Annotated in this window: 17 protein-coding genes; 8 read left to right on the top strand and 9 right to left on the bottom strand. The window is 59.4% G+C overall.

Going from position 1 to position 19,351, the window contains the following annotated elements:
- Window positions 1-40: 40 nt before the first annotated feature.
- The 6 genes from ACZ25R_RS03615 to ACZ25R_RS03590 all read right to left on the bottom strand — a co-directional run bounded on the left by ACZ25R_RS03615 (window position 41) and on the right by ACZ25R_RS03590 (window position 6,989).
- Window positions 41-1,051: an ABC transporter permease gene (locus ACZ25R_RS03615; protein WP_288192149.1), complete on the bottom strand. Its 1,011-nt coding sequence runs from the start codon at window positions 1,049-1,051 to the stop codon at window positions 41-43.
- Window positions 1,048-2,598, bottom strand: coding sequence for a sugar ABC transporter ATP-binding protein (locus tag ACZ25R_RS03610; protein WP_472460071.1), 1,551 nt, complete (start codon window positions 2,596-2,598; stop codon window positions 1,048-1,050). The genes ACZ25R_RS03615 and ACZ25R_RS03610 overlap by 4 nt, the downstream gene beginning before the upstream one ends.
- Entirely contained in the window at window positions 2,598-3,770 is a 1,173-nt protein-coding gene (locus ACZ25R_RS03605) for a Gfo/Idh/MocA family protein (RefSeq protein WP_472460070.1), read from the bottom strand. The genes ACZ25R_RS03610 and ACZ25R_RS03605 overlap by 1 nt, the downstream gene beginning before the upstream one ends.
- A gap of 18 nt (window positions 3,771-3,788) precedes the next feature.
- Complete coding sequence (locus ACZ25R_RS03600; RefSeq protein ID WP_464664754.1) at window positions 3,789-4,844, bottom strand: sugar phosphate isomerase/epimerase family protein; 1,056 nt, start codon at window positions 4,842-4,844, stop codon at window positions 3,789-3,791.
- A 57-nt stretch (window positions 4,845-4,901) separates the two neighbouring features.
- Window positions 4,902-5,918, bottom strand: a complete 1,017-nt coding sequence (locus tag ACZ25R_RS03595) for a LacI family DNA-binding transcriptional regulator (RefSeq protein ID WP_403182541.1) — start codon at window positions 5,916-5,918, stop codon at window positions 4,902-4,904.
- A 240-nt stretch (window positions 5,919-6,158) separates the two neighbouring features.
- Window positions 6,159-6,989: an SDR family NAD(P)-dependent oxidoreductase gene (locus tag ACZ25R_RS03590; RefSeq protein WP_472460069.1), complete on the bottom strand. Its 831-nt coding sequence runs from the start codon at window positions 6,987-6,989 to the stop codon at window positions 6,159-6,161.
- 113 nt (window positions 6,990-7,102) lie between these two features.
- On the opposite strand from ACZ25R_RS03590, the gene ACZ25R_RS03585 reads away from it, so the two are divergent.
- Window positions 7,103-8,008 carry a LysR family transcriptional regulator gene (locus ACZ25R_RS03585; protein WP_472460068.1) on the top strand — a complete coding sequence of 302 codons (906 nt, stop codon included), beginning with the start codon at window positions 7,103-7,105 and terminating at the stop codon, window positions 8,006-8,008.
- Between the two features lie 108 nt (window positions 8,009-8,116).
- The gene (locus tag ACZ25R_RS03580) at window positions 8,117-9,154 is read left to right on the top strand and encodes an ABC transporter ATP-binding protein (RefSeq protein WP_472460067.1); all 1,038 of its coding nucleotides are present in this window, start codon (window positions 8,117-8,119) and stop codon (window positions 9,152-9,154) included.
- Window position 9,155: 1 nt separating this feature from the next.
- On the opposite strand, the gene ACZ25R_RS03575 is transcribed toward ACZ25R_RS03580, so the two are convergent.
- Together ACZ25R_RS03575 and ACZ25R_RS03570 are read right to left on the bottom strand one after the other, a co-directional pair.
- The gene (locus ACZ25R_RS03575) at window positions 9,156-10,799 is read right to left on the bottom strand and encodes an ABC transporter permease (RefSeq protein ID WP_472460144.1); all 1,644 of its coding nucleotides are present in this window, start codon (window positions 10,797-10,799) and stop codon (window positions 9,156-9,158) included.
- 114 nt (window positions 10,800-10,913) lie between these two features.
- Window positions 10,914-11,888 carry an ABC transporter substrate-binding protein gene (locus ACZ25R_RS03570; protein WP_472460066.1) on the bottom strand — a complete coding sequence of 325 codons (975 nt, stop codon included), beginning with the start codon at window positions 11,886-11,888 and terminating at the stop codon, window positions 10,914-10,916.
- 235 nt (window positions 11,889-12,123) lie between these two features.
- Between ACZ25R_RS03570 and ACZ25R_RS03565 the strand changes: the two genes are divergently transcribed.
- The 6 genes from ACZ25R_RS03565 (at window position 12,124) to ACZ25R_RS03540 (ending at window position 17,990) form a co-directional block, all read left to right on the top strand.
- The gene (locus ACZ25R_RS03565; RefSeq protein ID WP_472460065.1) at window positions 12,124-13,233 is read left to right on the top strand and encodes an ABC transporter ATP-binding protein; all 1,110 of its coding nucleotides are present in this window, start codon (window positions 12,124-12,126) and stop codon (window positions 13,231-13,233) included.
- Between the two features lie 76 nt (window positions 13,234-13,309).
- Window positions 13,310-14,446 (top strand): ABC transporter substrate-binding protein, encoded by a 1,137-nt coding sequence (locus ACZ25R_RS03560; RefSeq protein ID WP_346306329.1) that lies wholly within the window; start codon window positions 13,310-13,312, stop codon window positions 14,444-14,446.
- A gap of 65 nt (window positions 14,447-14,511) precedes the next feature.
- Window positions 14,512-15,333, top strand: coding sequence for an ABC transporter permease (locus ACZ25R_RS03555; protein WP_472460064.1), 822 nt, complete (start codon window positions 14,512-14,514; stop codon window positions 15,331-15,333).
- The gene (locus ACZ25R_RS03550; RefSeq protein WP_472460063.1) at window positions 15,333-16,142 is read left to right on the top strand and encodes an ABC transporter permease; all 810 of its coding nucleotides are present in this window, start codon (window positions 15,333-15,335) and stop codon (window positions 16,140-16,142) included. Before ACZ25R_RS03555 ends, ACZ25R_RS03550 begins: the two co-directional genes overlap by 1 nt.
- A 10-nt stretch (window positions 16,143-16,152) precedes the next feature.
- The gene (locus ACZ25R_RS03545) at window positions 16,153-17,199 is read left to right on the top strand and encodes a LacI family DNA-binding transcriptional regulator (protein ID WP_464664761.1); all 1,047 of its coding nucleotides are present in this window, start codon (window positions 16,153-16,155) and stop codon (window positions 17,197-17,199) included.
- Window positions 17,200-17,216: 17 nt separating this feature from the next.
- Window positions 17,217-17,990: a phosphodiesterase gene (locus ACZ25R_RS03540; protein WP_472460062.1), complete on the top strand. Its 774-nt coding sequence runs from the start codon at window positions 17,217-17,219 to the stop codon at window positions 17,988-17,990.
- A gap of 55 nt (window positions 17,991-18,045) precedes the next feature.
- Here ACZ25R_RS03540 and ACZ25R_RS03535 read toward each other — a convergent pair whose 3' ends face one another.
- Window positions 18,046-19,335, bottom strand: coding sequence for a Hint domain-containing protein (locus ACZ25R_RS03535; protein WP_472460061.1), 1,290 nt, complete (start codon window positions 19,333-19,335; stop codon window positions 18,046-18,048).
- Window positions 19,336-19,351: the final 16 nt, after the last annotated feature.

Genomic DNA, 19,351 nt, shown 5'->3' with positions numbered 1-19,351 from the left:
GCGGGTGGCCCATTCTCCCCCTCCCAAACTTTTATCGCCGTTATCCCTTGCGTTGCAGTGTCCGCTGCACCAGCATGGCGATGATGATGATGACGCCCTGAACCGCACCGATCAGATATTCACTGACGAAGTTGGACAGGACCATGATGTTGCCGACGATCTCCAGCATGAAGGCGCCGCAGATCGTGCCCCAGATGCGCCCGACGCCGCCTTTCAGCGCCGTGCCGCCAATGACGACCGCCGTGATGGCCTGCAATTCCCACAGCATGCCGGTGGTCGTGGTTGCCGCCCCAAGCCGCGGCACGTAGACCACTACGGCTATGGCGACGCAAATCCCCTGAATGACATAGGTCATGGCGCGGACACGATTGACGTGGATGCCGGAATACCGCGCGACATCCTCATTCGAGCCCACTGCGATGACGTGCCGGCCAAAGGAGGTCTTGTAGAGGATGAAGGCACCGAGCAAACCGACCGCAATGATGATCCAGACCGGTATCGGCAAGCCGAGGAACGTGCCGGTATAGACCGGCCGGAACAGGTTGCGCATTTCGCTGGATTTCATGGCAATCGATCCGCCATTGGCCAGCCAGACAGTGACGGAGCGGTAGATGGCCATTGTTCCAAGCGTCACGATAAATGGTTCGATCCGCCCCAGCGTGGTGACTGCGCCGTTGACCAGCCCGGCGCCTGCCCCGACGCCGATGGCGATGACGACACCGGCGGCCAGCATGGCGAAATTGCCGTCGATGGCGGCAGAATTCAGAAACAGGATCATGATGCCGGCGACAAGCGCAGCCATCGATCCCACCGACAGATCAAGCCCGCCAGCCGAAATCACGAAGGTCGCTCCAACCGCGATAATGGCGATGAAGGACGAGCGGGTCAGCACGTTCAATATATTGTCGATGCCGATGAAGCTTGGATTGACCAGGGCGCCCAGAACGAAAAGCGCGGCAAGCGCCAGGAATGGCGCAACCGCCGTCTTGTCGATATCCGCCAGCTTGCGGCCAAGGCCGCGCGTGTCGGTATTTGCTTGCGTATCGCTCATGCGGACCCCGTTGCGTATAGTTCTGCTTCGTTTGTTTTGACGCCGGTGGCGTAGACGACGATTTCATCTTCCGTCATCGCGTCACCCGAGACCTCGCCGACAATGCGCGCGGAGCGCATGACAAGGATGCGGTGACAGATGCCGATCAGCTCCTGCATCTCGGACGAGATGACGATGACCGATTTTCCTGACTTGGCGAGATCGGCGATGAATCTGTAGATCTGTTCCTTGGTGCCGATATCGATGCCGCGGGTCGGCTCATCGATGATGACGATGCTCGGATCAAGCAGCATCATCTTGGCGAGCAACAGCTTTTGCTGATTGCCGCCGGACAACTGGCCCGCCAGCAGATCGCGCCGCCGGGCCCGGATGTCGAATTCGGCAATCGCCTTGTCCAGCCCCTGTTCTTCCTGCTTGCGCTCGATGAGCGGGCCTTTGGTGAATTTTTCCAATGAGGCCAGCGTGAGGTTCGTCCGCAGGTTCTGTGCCAGAAGCAGTCCCTTGCCCTTGCGGTCTTCGCTCAGGTAGACAATCCCGGCGGCCATGCTGTCGCGCACGCTGTGAAACCGCACCGGCTTGCCGTTCAATTTGACCTGCCCATGTCCGGCACGCAGCCCGACAATGCCTTCGAACAGTTCAGTCCGTCCGGCGCCGATCAGCCCGGCAAAGCCGAGAATTTCACCTTTGCGCAAGGCGAACGAGGCGCTGCGGGCATAACCCGGAACGTCGAAATTGCTCACATCAAGGATCGTCTCGCGCGTCGCGGTCTCTTCCCTTTCGGGATAGAGTTTTGACATATCGCGTCCGACCATCAGCTTTGCCATGTCAACGGGCTGCAATTGCGAGGCATTGCGGGTCGCGATGAGTTTGCCGTCGCGCAGAACGGTGATGCGGTCGGCAATGGCGGCGACTTCCGGCAGGCGATGGGAAATATAGAGAACCGCGACGTTCTGGTCGCGCAGGTTGCGGATCACCTTGAGCAGCGCTTCCGTCTCATAGGGCGTGAGGGATGCCGTGGGTTCATCGAAAATCACGACGCGGTGCGGCACCTGCAGCGCGCGGGCAATCTGCACGAGCTGGCGCCGCGCAATGGATAGCCGCGACACAGGTGTTGTCGGATCAATATCAGCTCCGAGCTTGCGCACGGCTTCCGCAGCCAGCCGGTTCATCTCGCGGTCATTGACCATGAGACCGCGTTTCAACTCGCGCCCCATGAAAATATTCTGCGCGACCGTCAAATGCGGTGCGAGCAGGATTTCCTGGTGCACCAGTACAAGGCCGCGATGTTCCGCATCGACGGGACCGGCGAGGGTCACGTCCTCCCCATCCATCGCAACCGAGCCGCGGGTCGGCTGCAGATGGCCGCTCAGAAGCTTCATCAGCGTCGACTTGCCAGCACCGTTCTCGCCGATGATTGCATGCACCTCGCCGGGCTCGATGGTGAGGCTGATATCGGTCAGCACCTCCACCGGCCCGAAAGCCTTGGCGATGCCCCGGGCTTCAAGCACGGGCACTCCGTCGTTGCGATGGGTTTGGTCGCTGTTCATCACACCTTCGTCCACACGCCGCCGGCTTTGGACGACTTTACCGCCGCATCGATGAACTCCATGCCGGCAAGTCCATCCTCGACCGTCGGATAAATCACATCCTTCGGCGTCTTCTTGCCCGTCCGGGCGGCAATGATCGCCTGTGCGGCTTCCGTATAGATATTGGCAAAACCTTCAAGATAGCCTTCCGGATGACCGCCGGGAACGCGTGTGACACGGGCGGCTTCCGGCGACGCGCCGGCTCCGCCGCGGGTCAGCAATTGCTTGGGCTTGCCGAACGGCGTGTACCAGAGATAGTTCGGATCGGCCTGGGTCCATTCCAGCCCGCCCTTGATGCCGTAGACACGCAGTTTCAGGCCGTTCTCGTGTCCGGGCGCCACCTGGCTTGCCCACAGCATGCCTTTGGCGCCGCCATCGAAGCGCATCAGGATCTGCACGTCGTCATCGAGCTTGCGGCCTTCGACGAAGCTGGTGAGTTCGGCGCACAGCTGCTTCAGCGTCAGGCCGGAAACAAAACAAGCAAGGTTATAGGCATGCGTGCCGATATCGCCGATGGCGCCGCCTGCGCCCGAACGCGCCGGATCGGTGCGCCATTCCGCCTGCTTCGATCCTGAGTCCTCCGCCTTTTCGGTCAGCCAGTCCTGCGGGTATTCGGCCTGCACCAGACGGATCTTGCCAAGGACACCCTTTTCGACCATGGCGCGGGCTTGCCGGATCATGGGGTAACCGGTGTAATTGTGAGTCACGGCAAAAATCTTGCCGGTCTTCTTCACCAGTGCCACGAGTTCCTTGGCATCCTTGACAGTGGTGGTGAGCGGCTTGTCGCAGATCACATGGATGCCCGCTCTCAGAAACGCTTTTGCGGCAGGTGCATGCATATGGTTCGGGGTAACGATCGCCACCGCCTCGATCCCGTCCGGGCGCTTGGCTTCCGCTTTCGCCATCTCTTCGAAAGAACCATAGGCACGGTCTTCCGCTATGCCGAGCTCCTTCGCCGAGGCCTTGGCGCGCGCCGGATCGGAAGACAGGGCTCCGGCGACGAGCTCGTACTGGTCGTCGATGCGCATGGCGATGCGATGCACGGCGCCGATGAAGGCACCCTGCCCTCCTCCGACCATGCCGATGCGAATGCGCCGGGTTGCCGCTTTTTCTCTGCTTGCTTCAATAGCCATTGCCGCTTCCTTCCGTTCTTATACCAGACCAAGGATACGGCGGTTGGCCGCGTCGTCGGTTCCTGCGCCAGCGAAATCATCGAATGCCCTTTCGGTCACGCGGATCAGATGTGCGTTGATGAATTCAGCGCCTTCACGTGCACCGTCTTCCGGATGCTTGAGCGCGCATTCCCATTCCAGCACGGCCCAGCCATCGAAGTCATAAGCCGTCAGCTTGGAAAAGACGGCGCCAAAATCCACCTGTCCGTCACCGAGCGAACGGAAACGGCCGGCACGATTCACCCAGGACTGGAAACCGCCATAGACACCCTGACGGCCGGTCGGATTGAATTCGGCGTCCTTGACGTGGAACGCCTTGATGCGCTCGTGATAGATGTCGATGTAGTCGAGATAGTCGAGCTGCTGCAGCACGAAGTGCGAGGGATCATAGAGCAGGTTGGCGCGCGGGTGATTGTTCACGCGCTCCAGGAACATCTCGTAGGTGATCCCGTCATGCAGATCTTCGCCCGGATGGATTTCATAGGCCGCATCGACACCCTGTTCATCGAGGTAGTTGAGGATCGGTGTCCAGCGCTTGGCCAGTTCGTCGAATGCCGCTTCGACGAGACCGGCAGGTCGCTGCGGAAAGGGATAGAGGAATGGCCAGGCCAGTGCGCCCGAGAATGTCGGCATCACCTTGAGGCCAAGGTGTTTGGAGGCACGCGCGGCGCGCTTCACCTGATCGACCGCCCATTCCTGCCGGGCCTTGGGGTTGCCATGCACTTCAGGCACGGCAAAACCGTCCATCAGTTCATCGTAGACCGGATGAACGGCGACGAGCTGGCCTTGCAGATGGGTTGAAAGCTCGGTGATGGTGAGGCCATGCGCATGGGCAATGCCGGCGACTTCATCGCAATAGGTCTTGGAGTCCGAGGCCTTCTTGAGATCGAACAGCCGGGCATCCCAGGTGGGAATTTGAACACCCTTGTAGCCGAGGGATGCTGCCCATTGGCAGATCGCGTCGAATGAGTTGAACGGTGCCGCATCGCCCGCAAATTGCGCGAGGAAAATGGCTGGTCCCTTGATCGTCTTCATGTCTCGTCTCCTCCAATTCATGCGGGCGCCTCGGGCAGGCACCCCTCCGGTCTCTGTTCAGGGCATGTTGTCCCTGAGAAAAATATCGATGCGGATATGTTCCTGCCCCGGTACGATGGGACGGCCTTCACGCAGGGCAGTGAGAATGCGCGCGGTGCTGCGCGCCATATGCCCGACATCCTGATTGATGAGCGCATCCACGGTGCCGCGCACCAGATGGCGGCGGGTCGAGGCGGTGAGTTCATGCGCCACGAAAATCACGTCGGAGACACGGCCGGTTGCTTCGAGCGCAGCGACGACACCCGCCTGTCCACCGCCGGCGTTGTAGATGGCGACCAGATCGGGGTGATCGCGCAGCAGCGCGCGGGCGACCGTCTCGACCCGTGCGTTCTCGTCCCGTGCTTCCCGCACGGGCAGAACTTCAAGATTGGCGTATTCGCGGGAAATAACCTGTTCGAAACCGAACTGCCGCTCCACGTGGTCGCGCAGGGCCAGCGAGCCGGCAATCATGCCGACCTTGCCCTTGCGCGGTCCGACAAAGCGGCCAATCAGGGAAGCCGCGGTGCGGCCGGCGGCGTAATTGTCGATGCCGACAAAATGGGCGCGGCGTGAGTTCGGCACATCGGAAACCAGTGTCAGGACAACCACACCCCTGTCGGCAAGGGCGTTGATCGCTTCTGTCACGGCGGGATGGTCGAGCGCGACGACAGCGACGCCGTCGATGCTGGAGGGCAGCCGTTCGAGCGCCGCCGCCAAAGCCTCGCCGTCGAAAGTATCGACATATTGAATGGAAAGCCGCACGCGTTCCTTCAACTGGCGTTCGCGGGTTGCACGAAACTCCGCATCCAGTGCCTGCATGAATTCGTTTTCGCCGGTCGGCAGGATAATCCGGAAATCATAGTCCCGTCCGCGCGCAAGGCGTGATGCGTGCTGATCCGGATGAAATCCAAGCAGCTTGATGGCCGCGTTGACGCGTTCGATGGTGCGCGCATGCACACCATTCCGCCCGTTCACAACACGATCAACCGTTGCAAGACTGACACCGGCTTCTCGGGCGACGTCTTCAAGCGTCATCTTTACCACGAGAATTCTCCTCCGCTTGATATACTAGTTCGGCGAAATGAGGTGTGCAACTCTTTTTGACGGGTTTTGATGGGAATTTTGATGGACGCAATGTCGTCCTGCTGCAACTTGCGTGTCGTTGTGTTGATCGCTGGTGACGATGTGAGCAACGCATGCCTTGAGCAAGGTCACCGTCTCACGATCGTGACCTTGCCCGAATTGTCCGATTGATGCGGAGTTTGACTGTTTAAATTATTCGCCTTTCTCGAAATCGGTGCTGCGGGTGATGGTTTCCCAGGCATCGATCTCATCGACAATCTGATCCAGTTTGCTGCGGGCACGGCGCAGCGCATCACTGCCGAGCAGCAGATGAAGAGGTGGATTGTCGGCACGAACCAGGTTGATGATCACTTGTGCTGCGAGATCTGGATTGCCCAGCTGTCGACCCGCGACGGAATCGAAGGCGGCAGAACTCCGTCCGATCGTCTCGGCATAGGCAGCGTCTTCGGCGTCGCTTTTGCGGATTGAGTGAGACGAAAGGAAGTCCGTCCTGAATGCGCCAGGGGCAATGGCCGTTATTTTGATACCAAGCGGTGCGATCTCCAAAGCCAATGCTGATGAAAGGCCTTCAAGCGCATATTTGGCGGCAGCGTAAACGGCCGATCCGGTGGTTGGCGCGCGCCCGGCAATGGAGGTGATGTTGATGATGTGACCGCGGCGCTGCGCGCGGAGGTAAGGCAATGCCGTCCGAATGATCCGGAACGGTGCAAAAACATCGACTGCAAACAGTCTCTCGACATCCGCATCCGATGCCTTCTCCAATGCACCCAGCAGCCCATATCCGGCATTGTTTACGATGACGTCGATCTCGCCCGCTATTTCAAAAGCTTTTGCTACGCTGGCAACTGCGGCCTGGCCGTCGACCAGATCAACATTCAGCACATGCAACCTGCCGCGATCATGATCAAGTTCGAACGACCCCGTACGAACTGTCCCAATCACAGTATCTCCCTCTGCCAGTGCTGCCGCGGCAAGTGCCTTGCCAAGGCCACGCGAAATTCCTGTGATGAACCAAGTTGTCATTTCTTTATCCTTTTCAATGAACCAAAGAGAAAATGGCAGAAAGGCTGCGCCTTTATAATGCGCTAAGAAATTACAGCGCTTGTTAGCTCAGCTAAGTAATGTATGGTGCTGAAATGGACATCCTGCTCGCCGGACATGACTACAATCAGCTTCGCGCCTTCATTGCCGTCGCCGAATTTCTGAGCTTCTCCCGGGCCGCCGACAGCCTTGGCGTCTCCCCTTCAGCGTTGAGCCAGATGGTGCGCAGTTTCGAGGAACGGGTGGAGATGCGCCTCCTCCATCGGACGACGCGAAATGTGTCACTGACGGAGGCTGGTGAGAATCTGCTCCAGCGGGTCAGGCCTGCGGCATTCGAGCTTGGAAGCGCCGTCGCACAGGCTCGCCGCTCAGGCGAGCACCCTGCCGGCACGGTAAAGGTGCATTCGTTCCGATCCGCAGCCCGAAAGCACATCGAACCGATTCTTGCCAGCTTTGCCCAGCGCTATCCCGAAGTGCTGCTCGACATCACGGTGGATGACGAGGTCATTGACATCGTCGCAGGCGGTTTTGACGTGGGCTTGCGCATAGGGGAGGTAATCGAACGCGACATGATCGCCGTTCGTCTGGGATCCGAGCTTCGGCAGGTGGTGGTGGCGACGCCTGATTACCTGGCGCGTCATGGATATCCGGAGCACCCGCGCGATCTCGTCAGTCATCGTTGCATACGGTGGCGCTGGCCGGGCCGGGCTACGCCTTACGCATGGGAGTTCTTCGAGAATGAAACCTGGTTCAGTGTCTCTGTCGAAGGTCCGTTGATCTTCAGTGACAAGGAAATGGCACTGGGTGCCACTCTCAACGGAATCGGGATCGGTTTTCCGATCGAGGACACCGTTGTCGATCACATTGCCGAGGGTAGGCTCGTTAGCCTGCTGGATCCATGGTGCGCTCCGTTTCCAGGGCTATTCCTGTGCTATCCAAGGCAGCGTCATATGGCACCTGCGCTGCGGGTTTTCATCGATGCCGTGCGTGCGGGCGCCTGAATGCTCAGTTTCTGCCAGCGGTCCGCAGACCACCGCCCCGTCACATGGTTGTAACGCGATTGGCGCATAGGCGGTGCCAAAGATCGAAAAGCATTGTAAAAGCGGCGCATGACCGACATTCACATCCAGAATCTGACCAAGCGCTTCGGCGAGACGGTTGCTCTCAGAAATATCTCCATCAATTTCCCCGCAGGGTCGTTTACCTCGCTGCTGGGACCCTCCGGTTGCGGCAAGACCACTCTCCTGCGTCTGATTGCCGGGTTCGAGGCGCCCGACGATGGCGCCATCGATTTTGGCGACGAGCGGATCGCCGATGTGCGCCGCCAGAAAACGCCGGAGGAGCGCGGTGTCGGCGTGGTCTTCCAGTCCTATGCCCTGTGGCCCCATATGAATGTGGCCGAGAACGTCGCCTACCCGCTGAAGACCAGGAAGGTTGCCAAGGCCGAGATCGCGCAGCGCGTCAAAACGGTGCTGGAAAGCGTCAGTCTTGGCAGTTTCGCCGATCGGCGGATCGAGGAACTTTCGGGCGGCCAGCGGCAGCGCGTCGCCCTCGCCCGCTGTCTGGTTGCCGACGCAAAAATCATCCTTTTCGATGAACCGCTTGCCAATCTCGACATGCATTTGCGTGCTTCGATGATCGAGGCTTTTCGGGATATCCATCGGCGCACCCGCGCGACGATCGTTTATGTCACACATGACCAGTCGGAGGCGCTGGCGCTCTCCGATCGCATCGCGGTGATGAATGCCGGCAACATCCTGCAGATCGCTGCACCGGTGGAGGTCTATCACTCCCCTGCGGATCAGCGCGTGGCCGGATTTATCGGCCGCGGCACGCCGGTTTCCGGCACGGTTGTCGAGAGGCAGGCGTCATCGGCTCTCGTTGATGTGGAGGGGTATCGTCTTGCAGCGCGCGGCGTTGCCGATGGCTCCGACGCGATCAAGCTGCTGCTGCGCCCCGAAGCTCTCCGTCTCGTCGATGACGGGCTTGCTGCCACAGTACAGGAAAGCACCTATCGCGGTGCCGTCTACGAAACCCGGCTCGAACTGGCCAACGGCGAGCGCCTGACGCTCGACAGCCCCTCGGCGCTGCGCATTGGTGAAACCGTGCATGTCGCCATTGCTGACGCCTGGATCATTCCCGGCTGATCTACCGCCAGGGCAATACACCAGGCGGGAGCTTTTTGCCGAGACGGTCGAGAACCGCCAAAAGTATCACGACAATCAGGATTGTCGTCACGGCAATGGCCGCCGCATGGGTACCAAGCCCGGCCTCTTCGAGGCTGAACAACACGACGCCGAGTGTTTCATGCCCGCTCGACCAAAGCAGTGCCGAGACCGTCAATTCGTTGAATGCGCTCATGAAGACAAGCAAAGCGCCTGCAACCGCTGCGGGTGCCGTCAATGGACCGGTGATGGTCATGAGACGGCGCAGCGGACCGGCGCCGGACACGGCCGCCGCTTCATTGAGATCGCGCGATAGCTGCCCGATTGCCGTCGTGACAGGTTTCATGGCCAGGGCGAAGAAGCGCATGAGATAGGCAACCAGGATAATCCACGCGGTGCCGTAGAGGCTGCCGATCAATGGCAGCGGCCGCAGGAACAACAGGATGCAGGCGATGGCAAGCACGATGCCCGGCAAGGCATAGGGCAGTTCGATTGCGCCATGCAGGACGCGTTGCGACAGGCGCGAGAAGCGCTCCAGGCCCACGGCGACCGGAATGGAGCCAATGGCGAGGATGAGAGCAGCACTTCCGGCGAGAATGGCCGAGTTCCAGAAGGCGCGGCTGGTGGAAGCCTGCCGGAATAGGACTTCCTCGAAATTGGAGAATGTCAGGGTGGACCAGTTGAGCGGGACACCGAAAGACGGGATCAATGCCGTGGTTATCAGGGCAAGCACCGGCAGGATCAGCATGAACAGGATGGCGACCCAGCCAAGGGCGGCGAACAGCCAGCGGTAGCGGCCAAGGGTGAATCGTGCCGGTGTGCCTGCCGTAAATCGGTGGCTGACCTTCTTGAGTGCCAGCGCCTGCAGGACGACGCCAAGCAAGGCAAGCATGGCAATAAGGACCGAGAGCGCGGCAACCTGCGGCAGCACGCTCGGGCCAAAACTGGCGATGCGCTGGTAGATCATCGTCGTCAGGGTGAGATAGTTGACCGGCATGCCAAGCAGAGCCGGAATGCCGAAATTGCCAACACCGGACACGAAGGCAAGCGCCGTGGCCGCAACGAGATAGGGCCGTACCATCGGCAGGATGACCGTCAGGAGCACGTGCAGCGGCGATGACCCGGAAGAACGCGCGGCCTCGACCAGATCGCGGGGAACGCGGGTGAGCCCTGCCCGCAAGGTGATGAAAACAATGGGTGCATGCTGGATGGCATAGAGCAGGATGATGCCATTGCGACCGAGCAGCGGATTGGACGTGCCCGGCGGCGGTGCAAGACCGAAAGCACCAAGCAGCGTGCTGGATGGCCCGAACAGGTGCAGCCATGACAGGGCCATCACCTGTGGCGCAATCATCAATGGCAACAGCAGCAGGAAGCCGAGTGTCTTGCGCCCCGGCAGGTCGGTCATGGCGATGCCGATGGCAAAAGGCGCGCCGACCACGAGGGCAAGCAGTGCGCCGAAGAAAGCTGTATCCAGGGTGTTGAGCGTGGCCCGCATGACCGAGGCACTGGAAAGCCGCCCGGCCATGGCGGCAAGATCAACCTCGCCGCCGGGTGCGACGGCTGTCACCAGCAGTCGCAGCATCGGCAAAAAGCTTAAGGCAAAGATGACGGCGAGAACCAGCACGGCGGACAATCCGCCATCCCGCCGGAAATAACGCCACAACCTGTATGCCGGGGAACCCGCATGTGTGGATGCGGGTCCGGCATTGTCTATGGAATGTGTAATGGCCAAAGGCGTTTACTGCCCCATCACTTCGCTGAACTTTTCCTTGTTCTTGGTCTCGTTGGCGAGCGCGCCGGCGGCATCGAACGTCATGACCTTGATCGAGGCGCGGTCCGGATAGCCCGCCGGCAAGGCAACGTCGGCACTCGCGGGGATATAGCCCATCTTGGCTGCGAGCTCCTGACCGTCCTTCGACAGGAGGAAGTTGATGAAGGCTTTTGCCGCTTCGGGATTTTTCGCCGTCGAAAGAATGCCGGCCGGCTCGGTGACAGCCGAAACGCCTTCCTTCGGGAACACGAACTCGACCGGAGCGCCCTTGGCCTTCTCGCGGATCGGCATGTAGTCGACGATCATGCCATAGAGCTTGTCGCCGCCGCTGACGGCTTTGAGGATATCGCCATTGCCGCCCGCAGCCTGCGCGCCGTTCTTGGCCAGCTCGGCATAATAGTCCCAACCCTGCTTGAGATTTTCGGTGAGTGTAACGGTGTGAATCAGGGCGGCACCCGATGTCAGCGGACTTGGCATGGTGACAAGACCTTTGGCTTCCGGCTTGGCGAGATCGGCCCAGCTTGCCGGCACAAACGGTGCCTTGGTGTTGTAGACAATGCCCGTCGTGATGAGCTTGGTGGAGAAGTAGGTGCTGTCCTTGTCAACGAGCGCCGCGTCGATACCCGAAGTCTTTGCGTCCTTGAAGGGCAGCAGGCGGCCTTCCTTCTTCAAGCCTTCCATCGTCACCACATCGGCAATCAGCAGAACGTCGGGATGCGGCTGGCCGGCTTCGATTTCGGCGCGCAGCTTGGCCATGATCTTGGGCGTTCCGTCGCGCACCCATTCAACCTTGATACCGGGGTTCTTTGCCATGAATGCATCGGCGGTTTGCTGCGCATCGGTGTTGGGCTGGCTGGTATAGAGGACAAGTTTGCCATCTGCGGCAAACACCGGCTGAAGACCGGCGGCAAGCAAAACGGAAGCGATGAGAATGCGGCGCATGATAACCCCTTTTGTCAGGACGAGACGAACCCGCTTTGATTTTTGCAGGCTCATAATGATCGGTCACCCCTATACAAGCCGGATAACGGTTCTATGACATCTAGACAAAAGTTGTAAGGTTTTCATCGAGCGAATTGGCCCGGAAAACCCCGTCAAAATTTTTTACTTGTCATCCCGCTGTTATAAACAGACAGTACAAAGAAAAAAATTGCACAGCTGCGCAATGGGATGGAAAATGACTGAAACTGCTTTCCTCAAAGTCGAGCGAATGAGCGTGGGGTATGGCCCGACGACAGTACTCGACAATCTAGACCTCGACATTCACAAGGGTGAATTCGTGGCGCTTCTCGGCTCGTCCGGTTGCGGCAAGACAACACTTCTGCGGACGATTGCCGGCTTTTCCAAGCCGTTCAGCGGTTCCATCCAGGTTGCGAACCGCGATGTCACCCAGATGCCGCCGGACAAGCGCGGCATGGCGCTGGTGTTCCAGTCCTATGCGCTGTGGCCGCACATGACCGTTGCCCAGAATATCGGCTATGGGCTGAAGCTGCAGAAGCGCTCCAAGGATGTCATCGACGCGCGGGTCAACGAGATGCAGAACCTGCTTGGCCTTGGCGGTCTCGGCGCCCGCAAGCCGGCTCAGCTTTCCGGCGGGCAGCGCCAGCGTGTCGCTCTCGGCCGGGCGCTGGCCATCGATCCGGAAATCCTGCTGCTGGATGAGCCGCTTTCCAACCTCGATGCCCGTATCCGCCTGACGGTACGCCACGAGATCCGGTCGCTGCAAAAGCGGCTTGGCATCACCGCCATTCACGTCACACATGACCGCGAGGAAGCCATGGTGATGGCTGACCGTATCGTCATCATGAATGCCGGGCGGATCGAGCAGCAGGGAACGCCTGAAGACGTCTACAACAAGCCTGCATCGCTCTTCGTTGCAGCGTTCATGGGCGCGGAAAATGTTCTGTCCATGCAGGCGCGTGTCAACGGCGCGCAGATTGAACTGGCGGAAGGCGCGTTCAATCCCTCGACGGTCACGGCATTGTCGGGCCGTGCGCTTGCCAGCGGGCCGGTGCAGCTGCGTTTTCGTGCCGAAGCCGCCCGCCTTGCCGGCAGCGGCGATACGGTTTCCGCCGAGCCGGGTGCGCTCGAACTGCGCGGCCGGATTGCCAGCGTCAGCTATCCCGGCGGTCATTGGCGCCATGCCGTGCGGCTGGGCAATGATGAAATCCTTGTCGATGCGGATACCGCCTTTGCCGAGGGAGAAACCGTCAAGGTGCATATCCCCGCGCATTCGCTTTTCATTTTCAACGCGCCGCAGGTTGCTGCGGCCGCACATGCCCATTGAGGACAGGTGGCCGGTCCGCCGGCCCCTGCCCCATAGACTGCCAAAACAAAACATCCATGCTCAACGGGAGTTCACGATGAAAACGTTACTACAGGCTTCACTTATCCTCGGACTGGCGGCCACACCTGCGGCTGCCGGTGACCTCACCGTGTTGACGGCGGGTGACCAGAACATGGTCGATTACGTCAATGATTACCTCGCCCCGATCTTCGAAAAGGAAAATCCGGGCACCAAGGTGCGGGTTGTCGGCACGGGCCCCGGCGATGCCGGTTCGCAGAAGATCGTCGAGCGGTTCGACGCGCAGGCCAAGGCCAACACGGAAAAATGGGATGCCGACGTGGCCGTCGTCCACGAGAAGTTTGCCGGTCCCATGGTCAAGGAAGGCTATCTGGAATCTTATCGTGCAAAGATTCCTTCCGGCGTCATGGTGACAAGCGACAAGGCAAAAATGGCGCTTGGCGCCAATGTCGACGGTTATGTCATGCCGATGTTCTCCAGCCAGACGGCTATCGCCTACAACCCTGCGCTGATCCCCAACCCGCCGAAGAGCTATGAAGAGCTGGTTGCCTGGGCCAAGAAGAACCCGAAGCAGTTCGGTTACAACGGCATCAAGGGCGGTGCCTCGGGCGTCAGCTTCGTCATGGGCTGGATTTATGCCTTCGGCGATGGCGATGCCAAGAAACTGATGAATGGCCCGTTCGAAGAAGCGGAAACCAAGAAGTGGGACAAGGCATTTGCCGGTCTGAAAGATTTCACCACCAACGCCACCCTGACGCCGGGCAATGCCGGAACGCTCGACATGCTGAGCCGCGGCGAAATCGCCATGGGCCCGGTCTGGGTTGATATGTTCTATTCCTGGAAGGCAGACGGCAAGCTTCCGCCGGAAATGAAGCTGTTCCTCCCTGCTCCCGGCATGCCCGGTCAGCCGATGCACTATGTCATCCCTGCCAAGAGCCCGAACACAGCGCTGGCTGAAAAGTTTGTTGCCCTTGCCACCAGCCCGAAGGTTCAGGCTGAAGGCATCGTCAAGCGCTTCAACTGGTATCCTGGTATCGATGCGAAATATGTGCAGCCGGAACTCGACAAAGCCAGCTGGGACAAGCTCTTCGTCGATATTTCCCCGGAAGATCTTGCCACCAAGGCAAAGCCCTTCCCGATTGCCAAGTACAATTCGGCAATTCTCGAAGCATATGAGCGCAACGTAGCCAACTAATAGCGCGTGCCCTTCGGACCACCGGCCCACACCGGTGGTCCCCTCCCCTCTTCTGGAACATGCCGATGCAGAAACGCCTTCTCGCCATTCTTCTCGTGATCCCGGCACTGGTCATGATCGTGCTGTTTTTCATCGTGCCGCTTGGCGCGTCGATTGTCGGTGCCTTCGTTGTCGGCGATGGCTACGGCATCGGGAATTTTTCCAAATCCTTCGAGCTTTACTCCAGCGACATGATTTTCACGCTGCTGATCGTCGGCGTTTCCACCCTGCTGATCGGCTTTTTCTCGATCGCCATCGGCGGTTATCTCACGCTGGGCGAGAATCCGCGTGCTGTCGCCGTACTGCGCTGGCTCTACCGCTGGCCCATGTTCATTCCGTTTATCGTCGTTGGTCAGATCCTGCGCACATTCCTTGCCAAGAATGGCCTGATGAACAATATCCTTGTCAGCCTGGGCGTCCTGACACCGCTTCAAACGGTCGGTTTTCTTGACTGGCGCGGCATTGTCATCGCCTTCGTCTGGAAGCAGACACCATTCGTGACGCTGCTGGTTGCGGGCGCGATGGCCTCGCTCGACCGCAGCACCATTGAAGCCGCGCGCAATCTTGGCGCCTCGCGGCTGCGCATCCTCATCGAAATCATTGTCCCGCAAATCGCGGGAACCCTGCTGGTCGGCCTTATCCTCTCCTTTGTCACCATGATGTCGGTGCTTTCGGTGCCGCTGATGATCAATGCGCAATCCCCCACCATGCTGACCGCCGATATTGCATTCCGCATCAATGCCCATGGCGACTATGGCGTTGCCAATGCGCTCGGCATGATATCGCTGCTGCTGACGGCCGGTGTCGCCTTGATCTATCTGCGCCAGTCGGTGAAGGAGCGTTCGTGATGACCCGGATCGATTTTTGGTGGGTTCCCCGCGCGCTCGTCCTTGGCCTGCTTGCCTTTGTGATTTTCGGGCCGCTGACCAATCTCCTGCTGTGGACCGTCGCGGAGAAATGGTATTTTCCGCATATGCTGCCGCTGGAATATGGTTTCAGCTTCTGGCAGCGGGTGTTCTCGCCGCGCGGCAATGCCATGGAATCGCTGGTGACGAGCATTGTCGTGGCCAGCCTGACGGTAGTGGTGGCCCTCGCGCTGGCCGTTCCCGCCGGTTACGCGCTGTCGCGGCTGAAACTGCCGTTCCGCAGCCTGATCCTGCTCGCCTTCCTCATTCCGCAGGCTTTCCCCAATCTGCCCGTCTATGTGAACATCGCTCGGTTCTTCTACCAGATTGGCCTGAACGGCACGGTCATGGGCGTGGTGCTGGTGCATGTCACCCATGGTCTCGTCTATGCGGTGTGGATTGCCACGGCAGCGTTCTCCGCCGTGCAGATCGATCTGGAGGAAGCAGCCCGGTCGATTGGTGCCGGTCCCCTGCGCGCCTTTCGTGACGTGACCCTGCCGCTTGCGGCGCCCGGGCTTCTCGCCAGCGCTATTTTTGTGTTTCTGGAGTCTCTGGATGAGTTTACCGGCAGCTATTTCGTCGGCGCGCCCGATGTGAACACGCTGCCGCTATTGCTCTATACGGCAGGGTCTGGCGGCAACTATCAGATTGCATCGATCACCGCGCTGCTGCTACTCATCCCGTCTATCGGCTTTATGCTGGTGGTGGAGCGATTCTTGCGCGCCGATGTGCTGTCCAAGGTGGGACACTAGAGGAAGAAGCATGGATTCGAACGGCGACGATCTACCGAAGAAGACCCAGCACTATGTCAGTGCCGTCGAGGTGGCAAGAAAGGCTGGCGTGTCCCGCTCTGCCGTCTCGCGGGCGTTCACACCCGGTGCCAGTGTTTCTGCCAAGAAACGCGAAAAGATCATGGCTGCCGCCGAGGAGCTCGGCTATCAGGTCAACGATCTGGCGCGGGGTCTTTTGGCAAGAACAAGCCGGCTAGTCGGCCTTGTCGTTACCAATCCGGAACTGGGCTACCGCTCGCATCTCGTCGCAGCCTTGACCAAGGCGCTGATCCATCGCGGCAGCGTACCCATCGTCATCAATACAGGCCGCACGGAAGAGGAACTTGTCGCCGCGCAAAAGACGCTGTTCGGCTACCGCGCCGAGGCAACGATCATTCTGTCCGGTTCTCCCCCCTCCTCTTTCGTCGAGCTGGCGCGGCGCAACGGTCAGCCGCTCATCGTGCTCGGGCGGTCTGAAACCGGGGCCGATGACGTCAATATCGACAATGAAGGCGCAGGCCGCGAGGCTGCCCGGGTTTTTCTCGCCAATGGATTGACGGCATTGGGCTTCGCCGGAACCGTGTCCCGTACGCCGACGACCATCGAACGCGAGAACGGATTCTGCCAGGAAGCGGCTGCGCATGGCGCGACCGTCATCATGGGGCATGGCGGCAATTCCGATTATGCGGGCGGGCAGGAAGCCGCGCGGCAGCTTTTTGCCGGCAGCGAACACCCGCAGGCCGTATTCTGCGTCAACGATCTGGTTGCCTTTGGCCTTATCGATCATGTGCGGCGGCACACAAGCCTGAGGATTCCGGAGGACCTGTCCGTCATCGGGTTTGACGACATACCGGAAGCGGCGTGGGAAACCTACAATCTCACGACCTTCCGCCAGGACCCGGCTGTCATGGCTGCACACGCCGTGGCCCTGCTCGACCAGCGGCAGGCCGAGCCGGATTGCCCGCCCATGCACGACCGGCTGAACACGCACATTGTTGTGCGTGGCAGTGCACGCATTCCCCATTCATTCAAGCCCTGACACGTCCGAGACATTCCATGAAAATTATCCAGGTTACCGATCTGCATCTCGTCACGCCGGGCGATATTCTGTGTGAGCGCGATCCGCTGAAGAATCTTCAGGCCTGTATCGCCGACATCAACGAGAACCATGCGGATGCAGAACTGGTGATTTTCACCGGCGATCTCAGCGATAACGGTCATGAGGACAGCTACCAGGCACTGGCGGGTGAACTGGAGAAGCTCATTCCGTCGTATAAACTGCTTCTCGGCAATCACGACAACCGCAGCGCATTTCTACGGGTTTTCGCTTCCGTCACGCCGGAGGACGGTTTCGTCCAAAGCGTGGTCGATACGGCGGAGGGGCGCTTGATACTGCTCGACACGCTATCGGAAGGTTTTGTCGAAGGGCGTCTGGATGAAACCCGGCAAGCCTGGCTGAAACAGCGTCTGGCCGAAGCGGCCGGTCGGCCGGTTTTCCTCTTCCTGCACCATCCCCCCTTCCCTATTTTCCTGCCGCTCCTCGATGGGCTCGGACTTGTCGAATCGGAAGCGCTTCATGCCTTGCTGCGGGAGCATGGCAACGTCAGGCATATTTTTGTCGGCCATGCGCACAGGCCGGTGGCGGGCAGCTGGCGCGGCATTCCTGTGAGCGTCATACGCGGCACCAACCACCAGACGGCACTGGATTTTTCACCCGACAGGATCATGACGACGCTCGAACCGCCGGCCTATGCCGTCGTGTTTATCGACCAGGATACCGTGATCGCCCATTTTCACGATTTTCTCGATCGCACGGCCGCCTATCGCTAGAGGTTCGCCGGATTGGCCGGTCGGTTGCCCGCCGCGCAGGAGGATTTCTCCTATCTCATTGTATTCGTTTGTAAAAAGGAAATATATTGGATATGTTTCCGGCAGGTTCCGGTTTCTTGCCGAAGCAATAGCCCAATGCTTGCGCGCGCTGGTCGAGTTCTTCTCTGATCCCGTCGAGGATCGGGCCGTAATAGACCGGAGGATGGCAGTGAGACGAATTTACCGCACGTTCCGGTGATGTGAACATGAGCGTTCCGGGTTCCAGGAACGTGACCCGGTTGCCAAGATCGAGGTAGCTTTCCGCATAGGCGCCTTCCGCGATCAGCACGCCATGCTGCTCCAATTCAATATGGTAATAAATGAATGGTTCGAGCGTTGCGTTCTGCGTGATGGACGTGCCGTTGATGAGGAACTTTGCCGGGACAAGTGACCCATTCAGAAACAGGCAATGATCCGGCGACACATGGAGGTCGCGGTTCGGTGCGCCGTGATTAAGCGCGCCCGGACGGATGCGGATAGGTGCATGATCGCGCAGCTTGTCGATGGTTATCGGATCGATCCTGCGGCTTCCGATCCAGATGATGGGTACGGCTTCGCCGTTCATCGTATAGACCAGATTGCCGATCCGGAGCCTTTCAACGGCTATCTCCCCTGCCGGTGTGGAGATCAGCGTTCCCGCGACAAAACAGGGTGTTGTGATAGTGATCTGACCGTCATTATCCACCCGGGCAAAGTCGAATTTGGCAGCGGGATCGATTGTGAACTTTGCGCCCGTACTGAGCACATCTTTGACTGTGTTGGTGGCGCCTTTGATTGTCGTTGCAATGGGATTTAGAAGACCAGTCAAAAGACCCGGTTTTTCAGCAGGCGCAGGCTCGGTGGTCTTTCCAGTCTTGAAGAGAAGTGTGCCACCCTTCAGTTCGGCGGAGGTTGCGCCATCCACTTTGATCTTGTCGCCTCCGTGAAGATTGATGATCTCGATGGGGCTGGCCACGTTGATACCGAGATTGCCGGGCTGGTATTCGAATGTGCCAGTGCCGTCTGAGTTGCCAAAATCGATGGTCGTCGAATTTGCAATGTTAACGGCGGCAGGCGGCGCACTGAGGGTGAGTGTACAGTTTTTCCCTACTCCATAGGTGATGCGTCCGAGCGCTTTTATATCAAGTTCGGCCGGGTTTACTGTCAGATGAGCGCCGTCGACGAGGTCAATTCTTGCGTTGGCAAGAGCCTTGATGTCCACGATATGGCTGTCCAGCGTTTGATTGCCGCCGTCAATAGCATAGTGATGATCCGCGATTGGTATCAGCCAGTCGGGTAATGGAATAGGCGTCGGTTGGTTGACCATGCTTCTGTTTCCTTCT

The sequence above is a fragment of the Phyllobacterium sp. RCAM01083 genome (assembly GCF_055685835.1).
This window is presented reverse-complemented; position numbering and strand designations above follow the sequence as displayed.